At 38.6% G+C, this 16,705-nt stretch carries 12 protein-coding genes; 9 read left to right on the top strand and 3 right to left on the bottom strand.

Annotated features, from left to right (window positions below):
- Positions 1-140 precede the first annotated feature (140 nt).
- The 5 genes from DWV85_RS08715 to DWV85_RS08695 all read left to right on the top strand — a co-directional run bounded on the left by DWV85_RS08715 (position 141) and on the right by DWV85_RS08695 (position 4,240).
- Complete coding sequence (locus DWV85_RS08715) at positions 141-644, top strand: hypothetical protein (protein WP_024064552.1); 504 nt, start codon at positions 141-143, stop codon at positions 642-644.
- Positions 645-660: 16 nt separating this feature from the next.
- The gene (locus DWV85_RS08710) at positions 661-1,536 is read left to right on the top strand and encodes a DUF4261 domain-containing protein (RefSeq protein ID WP_123138530.1); all 876 of its coding nucleotides are present in this window, start codon (positions 661-663) and stop codon (positions 1,534-1,536) included.
- A 28-nt stretch (positions 1,537-1,564) separates the two neighbouring features.
- Entirely contained in the window at positions 1,565-1,921 is a 357-nt protein-coding gene (locus tag DWV85_RS08705) for a cupin domain-containing protein (protein ID WP_024066296.1), read from the top strand.
- Positions 1,922-2,162: 241 nt separating this feature from the next.
- On the top strand, positions 2,163-3,476 hold the full coding sequence (locus DWV85_RS08700) for an MFS transporter (protein ID WP_123138529.1): 1,314 nt from the start codon (positions 2,163-2,165) through the stop codon (positions 3,474-3,476).
- Positions 3,477-3,622: 146 nt separating this feature from the next.
- Entirely contained in the window at positions 3,623-4,240 is a 618-nt protein-coding gene (locus tag DWV85_RS08695; protein WP_123138528.1) for an SAP domain-containing protein, read from the top strand.
- A 149-nt stretch (positions 4,241-4,389) separates the two neighbouring features.
- On the opposite strand, the gene DWV85_RS08690 is transcribed toward DWV85_RS08695, so the two are convergent.
- Together DWV85_RS08690 and DWV85_RS08685 are read right to left on the bottom strand one after the other, a co-directional pair.
- Entirely contained in the window at positions 4,390-4,818 is a 429-nt protein-coding gene (locus DWV85_RS08690; protein WP_038125714.1) for a hypothetical protein, read from the bottom strand.
- Positions 4,818-5,741, bottom strand: coding sequence for a LysR family transcriptional regulator (locus DWV85_RS08685; protein ID WP_008602616.1), 924 nt, complete (start codon positions 5,739-5,741; stop codon positions 4,818-4,820). The genes DWV85_RS08690 and DWV85_RS08685 overlap by 1 nt, the downstream gene beginning before the upstream one ends.
- 386 nt (positions 5,742-6,127) lie before the next feature.
- Between DWV85_RS08685 and nifJ the strand changes: the two genes are divergently transcribed.
- The 3 genes from nifJ (at position 6,128) to DWV85_RS08670 (ending at position 12,866) form a co-directional block, all read left to right on the top strand.
- On the top strand, positions 6,128-9,664 hold the full coding sequence (nifJ, locus tag DWV85_RS08680) for a pyruvate:ferredoxin (flavodoxin) oxidoreductase (RefSeq protein ID WP_123138527.1): 3,537 nt from the start codon (positions 6,128-6,130) through the stop codon (positions 9,662-9,664).
- A 196-nt stretch (positions 9,665-9,860) separates the two neighbouring features.
- Complete coding sequence (locus DWV85_RS08675; protein WP_123138526.1) at positions 9,861-11,477, top strand: class I SAM-dependent methyltransferase; 1,617 nt, start codon at positions 9,861-9,863, stop codon at positions 11,475-11,477.
- 360 nt (positions 11,478-11,837) lie between these two features.
- The gene (locus tag DWV85_RS08670; protein ID WP_123138525.1) at positions 11,838-12,866 is read left to right on the top strand and encodes a WYL domain-containing protein; all 1,029 of its coding nucleotides are present in this window, start codon (positions 11,838-11,840) and stop codon (positions 12,864-12,866) included.
- A gap of 48 nt (positions 12,867-12,914) precedes the next feature.
- Here the strand turns inward: DWV85_RS08670 and putP are convergent, their stop codons facing one another.
- Positions 12,915-14,402: a sodium/proline symporter PutP gene (gene putP, locus DWV85_RS08665; RefSeq protein ID WP_123138524.1), complete on the bottom strand. Its 1,488-nt coding sequence runs from the start codon at positions 14,400-14,402 to the stop codon at positions 12,915-12,917.
- Positions 14,403-14,718: 316 nt separating this feature from the next.
- Here putP and recQ point away from each other — a divergent pair, with 316 nt between their 5' ends.
- Positions 14,719-16,587, top strand: a complete 1,869-nt coding sequence (recQ, locus tag DWV85_RS08660; RefSeq protein ID WP_058948044.1) for a DNA helicase RecQ — start codon at positions 14,719-14,721, stop codon at positions 16,585-16,587.
- Positions 16,588-16,705 lie beyond the last annotated feature (118 nt).

Raw genomic sequence — 16,705 nt, 5'->3', positions numbered from 1 at the left:
AAGCGGGTCTTTTTGAATTTATGCGTTGTTTTATTATTAACTTCAAAGATAGAAATAAAGTCTAATGTGGCAAATATGGTACATGATTATAGTTATACTTTTACTATAAGAAGATTGGAGACTTTTAGGAGGTAGTTTTTATGTATCGTTGTATTGCCAATTTAGAGATTGATCTAGATGGGTTAGGTGAGTTTTATGGTGAAATAGGCGAATATGAAATACTAAATATGTACCAAATAATATCAGCGTGGTTACAGGATGATTTAGATGGGCCTAATCCAGAAAATACAGTATTCGGTGTATCAGAGTATGCCTTAAACTGGATGTCTGTATTGCCTGGAGATATTTCTTATCGTAACCTATTTGATATGGGGAGTTGTAAGGTTGGTAATCGTTATGAAAGTATTGATTATTTATATGCAAAATTTCTACAAACATTAGAGAATAGTAAACAGCTTGAACCTGAATATGAATCCCTATGTTTAAATCATATAAACGTGATGTCACAGTATATAGAAATTACTCTAACCTGTAGTCAAAATATAGACTTTATATTATTTATAAAACATTGGTTACGTAATTGTAGTACTTATAAACATCCGATATACTATAGGATAAAGGATGCATTTTATATTACGCTTTAACTATAGGAGAGAGCATATGAGCCAAGTTTTTAAACAAGATTTAACAGATACTTCAGTCCGACCAGGTGGTATTTTTTTCGTTGAGTTATTGATGCCAGAGCAGTGTGATATGCCTGGCCGCGATACAATGGTAGAGGTACTCACAAAGTATTTAGGACCTGTGGATTGTTTTGATCATCGTCGTGATTCCGCAGGTTTTGCACCTCAGAATTATAAGGTGCATTACGAGGATACTGATGCAGATATTCCACCGACCTTGATGGTGACGAATTGTGAGAAAATCGATAAGCCTGTATTAGATGATTTTGATCGTAGTCAGGTATGGGATTGTCCAAATGTGGATGAGTTATTAGCAGAGTGCCAATACAGGGTGTTTGCTACGGATATGTTAGCCTCTGGTTTAGCGGCCAAAGAACGTGCAGATATGCTTGTAAAGTATGTAGATGCATTACTAGAATTATATCCCTCTTGTAAAGCCGTTGTATTTGGACCATCTCGTAAGTTCTTAAGTCGAGAATCGATTGAAAATCATCCTGATAAAGAGGTGACTCGTTTCATGTATTATGCTGTAAATGTGCGTTATTTTAGTATTCAAGGTACCAATGATATGATGGTAGATTCTGTGGGTATGAGTACATTATTTTTACCTGATTTACAGTATCACTTTCACGGTGTAGATCCTAATCATGTAGTATTTCATGCTTATAATGTGTTGAATTATATTTTCGAACATGGTAATATAATAGGTTATGGGGGAACCATTGCGGGGTTACAAAATGGCGAGATGAATCAGGATATTCAGTGGAAGGTTCAATACGAGGATTCTTTAATCCAGCCCGTTCGAGAGGTTCTAGATATTAATATGGGTGAATACGCATCTGGAACTCGGTAGTTGTTAATCAATGAAAGGTGTGAGCATTATGAGTGATCAACGTGTTTTTGATATGGAACTTGTGAAAGTTGAAAGTTTGGAGAACGCTGTTAGGACGCCATTTTATCAAACTGATTCCACAGGTGGTTCAGTATGGGTTATTAAACCTGGTCAAATCTTACCAAAACATTATCATCATCACTCTGATGATATATGGGTTATATTGCAAGGCAAGGGTGTATTTTATCCAACGCCTAATACAGAGGTGCCTTTTACAAAGGGGCAAGTTATAGTATCTAAAAAGGGTGAATGTCATGGTGCAAAAAATACTGGAACGGAAGATATTGTCTTTGTGAGTATCGTTGCTCCAGTGCCTGCTGATTATGATCCTGTTAAGACTAATTAATATGAAAGCACTTTATAGTATTTTCTTCTCTTGTGATAGAGATATATTCATACTATAAAGTGCTTTTTTATTTTATACAGTCATTTCTAGCGAATATACCTTTTCTATTTTATATGTCATTATTTTGGTTTTACTATTCCTATTTGTTATTTCTATACTCTATAAAATTCCATTGACAGAGGACGTTTGTTCTTTTAAGATGGTAAAGTATGTAATATTTTAATAAGTAGAAAGGAATTATATGAACTCATCTACACTAGAGCCTCAAAGTGGGGATATCAATTTCAGAGATTTTACGAAACGTCGTATGCTTCACGTAGTCTTACCATTGTTTATTGTTTCTATTATTGCCTTCCTGGATCGCGTTAACATTGCTTATGCAGGCTTGACTATGAAGGAGAATTTACCATGGTTGACGCCAGAAGTATTTGGTATGGGGGCAGGCATTTTCTTTATTGGTTATGTTTTGTTTGAAGTGCCTGCATCTTTAATTGCAGCTCGTTGTAATGCTATGCATTGGGTGGCGCGTATCATGTTTAGTTGGGGGCTCGTATGTATTCTTATGACGACGATGACCACTGAGTTGGAATTTTATGTTTATCGATTTTTACTTGGCCTATGTGAGGCTTCTTTATATCCTGTAGTTTATTCATTACTCATTCCAAATTGGTTCTTGCCAAAGGAGCGCGCGAAGGCAATCTCCTTGATGTTGACATCTTTATTGTTCTCTAACATCATTGGTGGGCCATTGGCAGGTATTTTATTGGATACAACGTTCTTTGGTCTACATGGTTGGCGTACACTCTTTATCGTTGAAGCTATTCCTGCTGTGATCTTTGCGTTCATTTTCGCATTCTGGATGAAAGAGCGTCCTGAACATGCATCTTGGGTAACTAATGCAGAAAAGGTATATATTAAAGCTGAACTTGAAAAAGAAGAGCAACAAAAGCAAGCCATAAAGAAATATACTACTTGGCAAGCGTTAAAAGACCCAAAAGTATTGCGTTTAGCGTTAATCTATTTCTTGTGGGTTATTGGTTTCTGGGGATTTAGTTTCTGGATGCCTCAAGTTCTTAAAAGCTTATCTGGATGGCCACCAAGTGTGGTAGCGTGGTCTATTGCTATTCCAATGACAGCGGCCTTACTTGTACAAATATACTGTGGTTACTCTTCTGAAAAGCGCAATGAAAAACGTTGGCACGTTGCTACTACATTGTTCATTGGTACTATTGGTTTCTTAGCAACACCACACAGTCCGTCTCCAGAAGTTAGCTTATTCTTTATATGCTTAACTGCAGTAGGTGTTTACGGTGGTATGGGTGTATGGTGGACCATGCCAACAACCTTCTTATCTGGCGCTGCTGCAGCGGGGGCGATGGGACTCATTAACTCTTCAGGTAATATGGGGGGCTGGGTAGGTCCTTATATGCTCGGATTTATCAATGGTCACACTGGTAGCTTTGCTTATGGCTACTATGTAATGGGGGCTTGCATGTTCCTTGCTGGCCTATTAATTTTGACGCTTCCAAAATCTATGGAGCATAAAGAGGATTAAGTAGAGCTATATTATAGATAACTAGATTATAGACAACTTAATAGGAAAATATTTAACGAATGCTTCAATGGTGTGATTTTGGATACTATTCAATTTTATGTTACAATTTACAAAATAGTATTATTTAAACTTGAGGAGACAGAATATTGAAAGAGTGTAGACCTAAGTTTGATGAAATTACATCATTTGATGAATTTAAAAAATATTATTGGTATCGTGATGAACTTTCACAAATATGTAAATCATTAGGATTAGAATACAAGGGAACAAAACAAGAACTCAATCATATTATTGAGCAGTACTTTAAAGGCGATTTAATTAAAAAATCATCAATAAAAAATAGAAGAAGGCAAGTGGAAACTATTACTTTAGATACACCATTACTTGAATGTAATTTTTCCTTTAATACGAAGTTTAGAGAATATTTCTCTGATTTAATAGGTGTTTCACGATTTAAATTTAATGCTGATATGGCTACTGCTTGGAGAAAAGTAAAAAGTGAAAAAAATACAAGCTTTACAATTGGAGATTTGCTGAAAGTATATTATGGTGAATCAGATTATGCAAAGTATGATAATTCGGTTTGTCAATGGAATCAATTTTTTAAGGATTTTTGTGCAGATGAGTCTAGTGGCAATTATTCGAATAAATTAAAAGTAGCATCTATTATTTGGAAAGAGGTCAGAGATTCAAAAAATGAAAAAATTTATTCAAAGGAGCTTTTAAGTGAATATGCATATAAATTAGAAGCGTATCGCAAGTAGAAGCAACTTGTCATTGCAGAGATGTATGGGAAAACTAGCAATTAAATCTATAATAGAATAACGATAAAAGCACCTTATATCCTATGAGAAGTGTCATTTGTGATGACTTTTTTAGGTATGTAAGGTGCTTTTATTTATTCCTGATTTCTTTATTGATTTTGTTTTGTTACATCAGGCACTTTCCCAGGATTCATATCGAGGTTTAGATCTGTGGATTTGAATGGGCGTGGGTTTGCCTCTGGTGGTTGTACTTTGAGCTCTGGATGCAACCATTGTAGTTGCTTTAGTTCCCAGTCGTACTTGGCACCGTCATTTTGTAGTTGACGAATATCTTTTAGGATTTCGTCTAGTTGATCACTATGCTTATTAGCCATCCCTTCAAGAATGTAAAGACGACCTGCTACACTGTCGATGGTAGAGCCATCGTGGTCTTCATCGACACGCCATTGTAATTCAGAGATTTGTATTTGCTGGAATATGATAACGATAACCAGCACAATGATAACGCCCCACATGGGAGCTTCTTTAGCTTTCAAAAGGGCTCGCAATTTAGATGCGAGCCCAGATGGTTTGTTCATTATTGACGATCCTCAAGTTGTAATCCAGGTAATGGTAATTTGGAGTTTACAAAGTCTAACCACAAGCGAGAAGCGTGGGAGAGGTAATGACCCTTTTTCCAAATTACATAAAGAGTATGAATAATTTCAGGTACGAGAGGTCTTACGACAACCTTAGAACCAACCTCTGTATTTTCACCTACCTCAGGGCAGAGGCGAGATGGTAATAATGCGATAGCAAGGTTTGCACTAACCGTTTGTAACATGAGATCACGTTGGCTTGTTTCAAACACGATGTGCGGTTGGAAGCCGGTGTGTTTACAAGCTTTGATGATTTCATCATGTAAGTTGAAATCGTCTTTATGCAATACAAAGGATTCATCAGCTAGCATTTCTAGGCGAATTTCTTTTTCTTTTGCTAAAGGGCTAGATTTTGGAATGATAACGGACAGTGGGTCACTCGTAAGGTAGAAAGATTCAAATTCTTTAGGGTTTGGTTTTGTACAGATGATGCCAATATCAATTAAACCTTCTTGAACGCTGATCTCAACCTTTTTAGAACCTTGTTCGTAGAGTTCCAATTCGATTTGTGGATATACTTTTTTAAATTCACCTAATAACTGGGCAAAAATGGGAGCATCCGTAATTGGTGGAATACCAATTCTGATGGAACCTTGCTCCAAACGAAATTCGTTTTCAAAATCAGTTTTTAGATGTTCAAACATAAACACAACGCGTTTAGCGTGGGTTAAGAAGATGGTACCCCCATCAGTAAGTTCTACAGATTTAGCATTACGCATGAAGAGAACAACACCAAGTTCGTCTTCTAAAGCTTTGATTGTACGGCTGATTGCAGATTGGGAGATGTGTAAATTCCTTGCAGCCTTACTAAAGCTTTTTTGATCAGCTACTTCAACGAAGTATTTCAAATGATGAAAATCCATAATTAACCCCCTAAAAATAAAACTTGGTTATAGGACGTGACCTAACTAAATGAGAATAGTTATTACTGTAATGCAATTAGCTATTACTTTATGTAAAGCATGGATAGCAATATTGGCAAAGCGACAGTCACTGTATGTGTTGCGTTGATAGGGCCCAGCACGTTATAATTAGCATATAGGGCTATATCAAGTTATGATATTAGGAATTATGGTTGTGCCCATCACAAAAAAGTATGCTCACACATAATGCCATATTATATATAACATATATATTATTGCATTATTTTTTCATGTGCGCAAGTTTGTAATGGTTGTTATTCCTAAACATAATGATAGATTAAGCAAGTGTTCTATTTTTGCTAAATGCTTAAGGAGGCAATAATCACATGAGTCGTAAATTTAAAACTATGGACGGCAACCAAGCGGCTGCTCACGTTTCTTATGGTTTTACAGAAGTTGCTGCGATTTATCCAATCACTCCATCTTCTCCAATGCCAGAACACATTGATGAATGGGCTGCATCTGGTCGAAAAAACATCTTCGGCAACACTGTTCAAGTTGTAGAAATGCAATCTGAAGCAGGTGCTGCTGCTGCAACCCACGGTTCTTTACAAGCTGGTGCATTAACAACAACTTTCACATCTTCCCAAGGTTTGTTATTGATGCTTCCTAACTTATATAAAGTAGCAGGTGAATTACTTCCAGGTGTATTCCAAGTAGCTGCTCGTGCATTGGCTGCACATGCTTTGGCTATCTTTGGTGACCACCAAGACGTAATGGCTGCTCGTGCAGCTGGCTGTGCTATGTTAGCTGAATCCTCTGTACAAGAAGTAATGGACTTGTCCGCTGTAGCTCACTTGACAGCTATTAAAACTCGCGTACCTTTCATCAACTTCTTTGACGGTTTCCGTACATCCCACGAAATTCAAAAAATTCAAATCTGGGACTATGAAGATTTAAAACCATTGGTTGACATGGATGCTGTTAAAGCTTTCCGTAAAAATGCTTTAAATCCAGATGCTCCTGTAACTCGTGGTACTGCAGAAAACCCTGACGTTTACTTCCAACATCGTGAAGCATCCAACAAATTCTACTTGAACGTTCCTGACGTTGTAGAACACTACATGAACGAAGTTAACAAATTGGCAGGTACTAACTACCAATTGTTCAACTACCATGGTGCTCCTGATGCTACTGACGTTGTTGTAACTATGGGTTCTTCCGCTCAAGTTGTAGAATCCACTGTGGATTACCTCAACAAATTGGGTCGCAAAGTTGGTTTTATCAACGTTCATTTGTTCCGCCCATTCGCAACAGATCGTTTGTTGAAAGCTCTTCCTAAAACTGTAGAACGCATTGCAGTTCTTGACCGTACTAAAGAACCAGGTGCTTTGGCTGAACCATTGTTCTTAGACGTACAAGCAGCTGTAGTTGATGGTGGCCGTAATGTAAAAGTTATCGCTGGTCGTTATGGTTTGAGCTCCAAAGACGTTATCCCTGCAGACATCGTTGCTGTATTCGATAATTTAGCTGCTGAAAATGGTAAGAAATTCTTCACATTGGGTATCAATGATGATGTTACATTCTTGTCCTTAGATCGTGCTGAAGGCGTAGAAGTTGAAACTCCTGGTTTGACTGAATGTAAATTCTGGGGCTTTGGTTCTGACGGTACAGTTGGTGCGAATAAATCCGCTATCAAAATCATTGGTGACCACACTGATATGTATGCTCAAGCATACTTTGACTACGACTCCAAAAAATCTGGTGGCGTAACAATGTCTCACCTTCGTTTTGGTAAAAACCCAATCAACTTGCCTTATTTGATTACTGAACCTCAATTCGTAGCATGTCACCGTCAATCTTATGTACATGAATACGACTTGATTCGCGGCATCAAAAAAGGCGGTACATTCTTATTGAACTGTACTTGGTCTCCTGAAGAATTGGATGAACATTTACCTGCTAAATTACGTCGTCAAATCGCAGAAAAAGAATTGAACTTCTACATCATCAATGCTGCGAAAATCGCTTCCGAAATCGGTTTGGGCGGTCGTATCAACATGGTAACGCAAGCTGCGTTCTTCAAATTGACTGAAATCATCCCTGTAGATGATGCTGTTAAATACCTTAAAGAATCTGTAGTAACTTCTTACGGTAAAAAAGGTCAAAATATCGTTGACATGAACAATGCTGCTATCGATCAAGGCGTTGGCGCTTTGGTAAAAGTAGATGTTCCTGCTAGCTGGAAAGACGCAGTAGATGATGGCAATCATGCAGTTAAACCTGGTTGCGAATCTTGCCCATCCTTCGTTCAAAATATTGCACAACCAATCAATGCACAAGCTGGTTATGATCTTCCTGTATCCAAATTCTCTGGCTATGAAGATGGTACATTACCTGCTGGTACTGCTAAATTCGAAAAACGCGGTCCTGCATTGTTCGTTCCAAAATGGTTGCCTGAAAACTGTATTCAATGTAACCAATGTTCCTTCGTATGTCCACATGCTACAATTCGTCCAATTTTGGCAACTGAAGCAGAAGTGGCTGCAGCTCCAGACCATTTCGATACAATCCCTGCATTGGGTGCTAAAGATCTTCAATTCCGTATCGCTGTATCCCCATTAGATTGCTTGGGTTGCGGTAACTGTGTTGATATCTGTCCAGCTCCTAAAGGCAAAGCTATCGTGATGACATCCATCGATACTGAAATCGAACAAGCTGAAGCTTGGAACTATGGTGTTAACCTTCCTGTAAAAGAAAATCCTATGAAGAAGGAAACTGTTAAAGGTTCCCAATTTGAACAACCATTGTTCGAATTCTCCGGTGCTTGCGCAGGTTGTGGTGAAACTCCTTATGCTAAATTGTTAACTCAATTGTTCGGTGACCGTATGATGATTGCCAATGCAACTGGTTGTTCCTCCATCTGGGGTGCTTCCATGCCTGCATCTCCATACACAACTAACCAACAAGGTCATGGTCCTTCTTGGGCAAACTCCTTGTTCGAAGATAATGCTGAGTATGGTTATGGTATGTACATCGGTGTTAAGAAAATCCGCCAACAATTAGTAGAATTGGCTGCTAAAGCAGTTGAAACTGCTACTGGCGAATTGAAAGACGCTTTAGAACAATGGATTGAATTTGCTAACCTTGGTGCAGCTACTCGTCAACGTTCCGAACGTTTAGTAGCAGCTATCGAAGCTGAAGGCGCTACAACTCCTGAATTGAAAGAAATTCTTGAGAAAAAACAATTCTTGATCAAACGTTCTCACTGGATCTTCGGTGGTGACGGCTGGGCATACGACATCGGCTTCGGCGGTGTTGACCATGTATTAGCTTCTGGCGAAGACGTAAACATCTTCGTATTCGATACTGAAGTATACTCCAACACTGGTGGTCAAGCATCTAAATCCACTAACGTAGCAGCAGTTGCTCAATTCGCAGCTTCTGGTAAACGTACTAAGAAGAAAGACCTTGGCATGATGGCTATGTCTTATGGTTATGTATACGTAGCACAAGTAGCTATGGGTGCAGACAAAAACCAATTGATGAAAGCTGTTACAGAAGCTGAAGCATATCCAGGTCCATCCTTGATCATCGCTTACAGCCCATGTATCAACCATGGTATCAAAGCTGGTATGGGTAAAGCTCAAGAAGAACAACGTAAAGCAGTTGCAGCTGGTTACTGGGATCTTTACAGATACAACCCTCAACTTAAAGAAGAAGGTAAAAATCCATTCTCCTTGGATTCCAAAGAACCAACTGAAAGCTTCCAAGACTTCCTTAAAGGTGAAGTACGTTACGCTTCCTTGGCTAAAGCAGCTCCAGACGTTGCAGAAGAATTATTCGCTAAAACTGAAAAAGACGCTAAAGAACGTCGCTTAAGCTATGTTCGCTTGCAAAAAGGTTTTGAAGACGTAAAATAATTCGTTATTTAACGACTGAGAACTATATGAGGCACCCTTGAAAGGGTGCCTCTTTTGTATGTAATACTATATAGCTAAATGTGTTAATATCATATTATTTAGGTAATAACTGCTTTAAACGTAGGTAATATACTAGTAATTTGGTATAATGATAAATAACAATGTATATTTCATAAAGTTAAACATAGAGGTACATATGGCTAAGGATAATTCACAAATAGCAATGGAAGACATGCAACAAACGATATATAAAGAGTTAGGCTATAAATCCTATCCATTTCCTTTTACAACGCCGGCCTATTTAGAAGCATATGGTGCTCTTGTAGGGCTAAATACTCCACCTGCGAAGACAGCTCGTGTTCTTGAACTAGGCGCTACTTATGGCGGTAATATTATTTCTCAAGCTGTATTTAACCCAGAGGCGACCTTTGTAGGCATTGAACTTTCACAAGACCAAGTAGAGAAGGGCAATCAAATTATTTGTGATGCAAAATTAGAGAATGTATCCTTGGTGCAAGGAGATATTTTGAATTTTGACGAATCTATGGGGACTTTCGATTATATTATTGCACATGGATTCTACTCTTGGATCAATGATGAAATGAAGGATAAGCTGCTCAATATTATTTCTAATCATTTGGCGGATAATGGTATTGCCTATGTGTCTTACAATACGTATCCAGGTTGGCATACCATGGAAGAAGTACGTCAGCTCATGCTGTTTGCTAATCGTGGCCAAGATAAGTTGACCCATAAGGAAAAGGTGTTGCGCGGTAAGACCGTAGGCAGTCTTGTGGGTGCTCAGATTCTTAACTATGATAACCTTAAAGAACGAAATAGTAAATTCCTTGGTGCATTGCGCTCTGTCATGCAAAAGGATGACTATTATGTAGGTCATGACCATCTAGAGCCGCATAATGATCCGTGCTATTTCTATCAATTTAATGATCATTTGAAAGCGCATAATCTTGCTTATGTATGCGATGCAGACCTTACACTATCTATGGTTCGTACCTATGATGAAAGTATAGCAGCTAAACTTGAGCAACTGGCGCCTAATAGCCAAGCGGATCAAGAACAATATTTAGATTTTATACTAGATACGACATTCCGCAAGTCAATTATTTGTAAAGCTAGCTTTGCAAATAATATTAACTTTGCTGTTGCGAATCCGGCTGAAGTGGATACAATTCCTGTACGTACTATTGTAAATAGCTTTGTTTTCCAAATTCTCTTTGATGAGGAAGCACTGGAAATGTTTGAAAATGAGCTCGTAAGAGATACGTTCCAAGCAATAATTAAAGATGGTGGCACTTTCAATATGATTGAAGCCCTCGCTATTTTGAAAGCGGCTCATGAGGCGGCTCATGCATCTGATGATGAATTAGAACCTGCTGTATGTAGCTTGTATCGTGCTGTAGTAGAGCATATGGTACGTGGTGGTATTCGCTTCTATAAAACATTCCCTGTAAAAGAAGAGTATATGGAGGGCTTATCTTATATTCCTGCCCGTTTTACAAACTTTGTAAAAGCTATTGTTCATGGTGGCAGTGAATATATGTATGGAGCAGATATGTTCAATGATGCTATTGGTGATATTTCTGAAGAGGATTTATTATTTATGGAGTTGTTGAACAAACCAAAAGCGAAATCTACGGTAATTAAAAAGATTAAAGAGGCTCTCTTTAGTGCAGATCAGTCTCAAACTACAAAGCATCAAAATGCCATGGCTGAAGCTTTTTATAATGAATTAACAACGCGTATGGAACAATTAGGCTTTATTAGAAGTAAGAAAACAGGTAGTATTTCCTAAGTGATAGCTCCCTTTATTTGATTCTGTTGCTATGAGTCTGTATTATATTCTGCTGATTTTATAGCTAAAATAGAAACCCGTTACACTTATAACATATATATGTACTAAGTGTTAACGGGTTTTGTTTTATATAATTAAATTTACTTTTATTTTATATTTATTACTTTTAGTTATTTTATATTGCTGAAAAAGTATAGTAAATCGATAATTTTAATGAGGAAAAAATGAACCGTTCATGAAAGTATGGTATAATGTGTTTGGGTATTTTGTAAATATCATCCGATGTGTTGTGGATGATTCTATAAATTGTATTAGTTGATAAAGTTGTATTAATTGTATTATTTGTAAAAGGAGTCTTTTATGGCATCTAAAAAGGCAGTTCTAGTATACATACTGGAAATCCTGAAAGACGAAACAGATGCTAATCATACGTTATCTCAAGAGGAGATTCGCAGTATATTAGCCGAACGGTACGAGGTATCCGTCGATCGGAAAACCTTAGGCCGTCATTTAAATGATTTATATGAATCTGGAGATTTTGGTATTCAATGTGAAGAGTCTGCTGTGGGAGCAGATGGCACCATTAGACGTACTGATTTCTATATGATTCATACCTTTGAAGATTCTGAATTGCGGTTATTGATTGATGGTATATTGGCATCTCGCCATATTACTGCATCTCAACGTAAAGATTTAATCGGGCGTGTTGCAAAATTGGGGAGCTCCTATTTTAAGCCTCATGGTATTGATATTGAAAGTAATACGGGGTACCTTCATAGAAGCCAAGATTTATTTCTTAATATTGATCTCATAGAAGAAGCAATACAAAAGGGTAGAAAAATTTCATTGGCCTATTGCCAACCAGATGTGGATAAGCGATTACATATTAATCTTGGGCCAGATCATAAGGAACGGAAGTATGTATTTAATCCATTCCAACTAGTAATGAATCGAGGACATTATTACTTGGTAGGAAATCACGAAAGTTATGATGATATGTCTACATTACGCGTTGATCGAATTGCACATATTACTGTGCTAAATGAACGTAGAAAACCTTTACGGGAGATAAAGGGATATCAACAACAACGCACCTTTAACGTGTCACAATACGTAAAGGAACATATTTATATGTTCGGTGGTGAATCTATAACTGTTACTTTTAAAGCTAAACGGTCCATTGTAAATCAAATTTTGGATTGGTTCGATGGCAATGTAGAGTTTACGAATATAACAGCTGATAATGTTGTATGCCGTGTACGTGTTAATCATGACGCCTTTAAATATTGGGCGCTCCAATATATGCAAAGTGTAAAAGTGCTTACTCCAGCCTCTTTAGTGACAGAGGTAAAAGCCGCAATTGAGGAAGGTTTACACCAATACTCATAAATAAAAAGCTAGTTGATCGATGAATCAACTAGCTTTTTTTATGTTTCCTTATAGAACGTGCATTTTTTCTGCCTCTCTATAGTCTTTTAGAACGGGACGTGGAGGCAATTTGCCCATGAGGCTTACAATATAGATTGCGATAGAAGAGAAGATGAAGCCTGGCACAATTTCGTATAGGCCAAAGAATCCAAATTGTTTCCAAATGAGTACTGTTAAACCACCTACAACAATACCAGCGATACAGCCGTGACGCGTCATGCGTTTCCAGAACAAAGAGAACAAGATAGCTGGACCGAAGGCTGCGCCGAAGCCTGCCCAAGCATAGGCTACCATCGTCAAGATATAGCTGTCTGGGTCCATTGCCATATAGATGGCAACCAATGCCACTAGAAGTACTACGATACGGCTTACTAATACAAGCTCTTTATCGCTTGCTTTTGGATGGATGATATTAGCATAGAAGTCATTAGAAATAGCAGAGGCTGTTACTAATAATTGAGCAGATGCGGTACTCATAATAGCGGCCAATACAGCGGACCAGATAAGGCCTGCTACAAATGGAGTAAAGAGCCGTTCAGTCATGATGAGGAATACTGTTTCTGCATCTGTGCCAACCAATTTGTCTGGTAACATATATACATGACCAATGAGACCTACAGCGATAGCTGCCATAAGGGATAAGATAACCCAAACCATGGCGATGTTCGTAGATTTCTTAAGCTCTTTTGCATCAGAGATAGCCATAAAGCGCACTAGGATGTGAGGTTGACCGAAGTAGCCAAGACCCCAACCGAGAGAAGAAATTAGGCCGATAGCCCAAGTAAACCAATCAGACGGATTACCAAACAAGCTAAGTCCTTGTGGGAACTCATGTTGGATGAGCTGGAATGTTTCTATAGGGCCCCCCATGTACATGGCTGCTGTAATTGGTACGGCCAAGATGGCAAAGAACATTAATGCACCTTGAATACAGTCTGTCCAAGATACGGCGAGGAATCCACCAAGGAAGGTATAAAATACGACGATACAAGCGGTGATAAAGAGGGATACGGTGTAATCAAGACCAAAGATGGTATTGAACAATTTGCCCCCTGCCACGAAGCCTGATGATGTATAAATCAAGAAGAAAATCAAGATAAATAAGGCGGAAATGACAGCTACCGAATGAGACTGATCGTGGAAACGATTCTTCAAATAATCCGGTAATGTTAAGCTATCACTGGCTACCTCCGTATGGTTGCGCAGGCGTCTAGAAACGAATTTCCAGTTGGCCCATGTGCCTAATGTAAGGCCTACGGCAATCCACACACCAGAAATCCCCGTAGTATACGCTAGGCCCGGCACACCCATGAGCATCCAACCACTCATATCTGATGCTTCCGCACTAAGTGCTGTAATCCATGGTCCTAATTGTCGGCCACCGAGGATGTAATCACCAATGCTGTTCGATTTACGATAATAGTAGACCCCGATATACATCATGAGTCCTAGATATAAGGCAAAGGCGATAATAATCATTAAGTTGTCTTGTGTCATGCCTATATAAGACCTCCTTAGGTTCTAGTTATATTCTATAGTATAGTAAATAATTTTTATTGTACCACATATTAGTACTTTAGAGGGTAAAAAATTGGTAATATCAACAAGATTCCTATACTAATCTAGCCCATATACTTTAGAGATACGCATTAGATTGTTACTTATGAAATCATATACTAATGAGTCCCATACCGAACGAAATATGATAAAATAAAAGAATGAAAAAACGATATTTCGTATTGAGTGTACGAAATATTTGTCAGTAGTAATCGAAATTAATACTTATATTTTTGGAACGTGAAAGGAGGACCCTATGGAACAACAGGTAGGCGGAAAACAAGATGTATCTAGACAACATCAAGTTGTGACGAAACAACAAGCATTGCGCATGTTGGAGACCTACTTTGGGTATACCTCCTTTAGACCGGCTCAAGAGGCTCCTATTGCATCTTTGTTGCGGAATGAAGATGTAATTGGAATTATGCCAACAGGGGCTGGGAAGTCTATCTGTTTCCAGATACCTGCGCTTTGTAAGGCGGGCTTGACTATTGTATTTTCTCCTCTCATTTCTCTTATGAAAGACCAAGTGGATGGTCTCTTAGTGCAGAATATACCAGCAGCGCTCATCAATAGTACACTTACACAATCTGAGTTTAATAAGACCATGTACGAAGTACGTAGTGGTAAGATTAAACTCTTATATATTGCACCAGAGCGGTTGAGTTCTAATTTTTTTTGTAATGTACTGCGACCATTACCGATTGCTCAAGTCATTGTGGACGAGGCTCATTGTATCTCTGAGTGGGGTCATGATTTTAGACCGTCTTATCGCCTTATCGGTGAGTGGCTCAATTCATTGCCAAAGAGACCTATCGTGGGGGCTTTCACAGCGACGGCGACGAAATATGTAGAAAACGATATAAAAAATTTATTAGGCCTAGATAAGGCTAATGTATACGTGACGGGTTTTGATCGGCCTAATTTATCCTTCTCTGTTATCCGTACACCAAAGCGGATGGATTACGCTGTTCATTATGTGCGTCAGCACGCCAATGAAAATGGTATTATCTACTGTGCAACGCGCAAGGATGTAGATCGTGTGTATGAAAATTTAACCCGTGCGGGCATCAAAGCGGGCCATTACCATGGGGGGCTCAACGACGAGGTGCGCCGTGAAATGCAGAATGCCTACGCAGACGATAAATTGCAGGTTATGGTGGCTACCAATGCCTTTGGTATGGGCATTGATAAAAGTAATGTACGTTATGTGCTACATTATCAAATGCCGCGTAATATGGAATCCTATTATCAGGAGGCAGGACGAGCTGGCCGTGATGGGGCACCTGCTGAATGTATCTTGCTTTATAGTGGGCAGGATGTACAGGTTCATAAGTATTTAATTGAACAGTCCATTGAAACGCCTGAGCGACAAGATGTGGAGTTACGCAAATTGCAGTCTATGATTGATTACTGTTTCTGTAGTAATTGCTTGCGTAAATATATGCTTAATTACTTTGGTGAAAGCACCGTTTGGACAACCTGTGATAATTGTAGCTCTTGTAAGGGGGCTACTGATAAGGTCAATGTTACGAAAGAAGCAAAGGCTATTTTCCGTGCCATCATGGGCACCGATGAGCGATATGGGGCATCAATGATAACCTCTATTGTCCGCGGGGATCGAACGGATCGGATTATGCGTGCAGGCCATGATGCATTGCCAGTCTTTGGCTTACTGAGTAATGTAGATGAAAAGTCAATTAAAGGGCTTATCCAACAGTTTGTAGCATCTGGATACTTACGTAGCTCTACAGGTAAATATCCTGTATTATCCTTAACGGCTGGTGCAGAGGAAGTGTTAGCCGGTCGCAAAGAGGTGGAGGAAATTAGACAACATGTGTCTGTGCCTTCTCGCACTAGTAAGTCTGCTGTTTCAGTGGTGCGAGGAAAATCCAGCTCTACATCGGGCGGCTTATTTGAACATTTACGGCAACATCGCAAACGCTTGGCAGAAAAAGCGGGTCTTAGGCCGTATCTTATCTTCCCTGATACAGTACTCATAGATTTGGCAAATTTACGACCTACTACATTAGGTGAGTTTGGCAATGTTAAAGGCGTAGGGGAAGCAAAATTAAAAAAATATGGACTTACCTTTTTACAGGCCATTGCAGAATATAAGGGATAATAAATTTTCCTGTATATATGGTAGTACTGTATATTTTTTAGTATGATAGTACTATATATTTTAGTAAGATTATCAAGATATACATTAGTATTTTTTGCTTATTATAAATAGATCTAGG

Source organism: Veillonella sp. AF13-2 (assembly GCF_003603295.1).
Taxonomy (GTDB): Bacteria; Bacillota; Negativicutes; order Veillonellales; family Veillonellaceae; genus Veillonella; species Veillonella parvula_E.
Note: the sequence above shows the minus strand (reverse complement) of the source record. Positions and strands in the feature narration are given on the sequence as shown.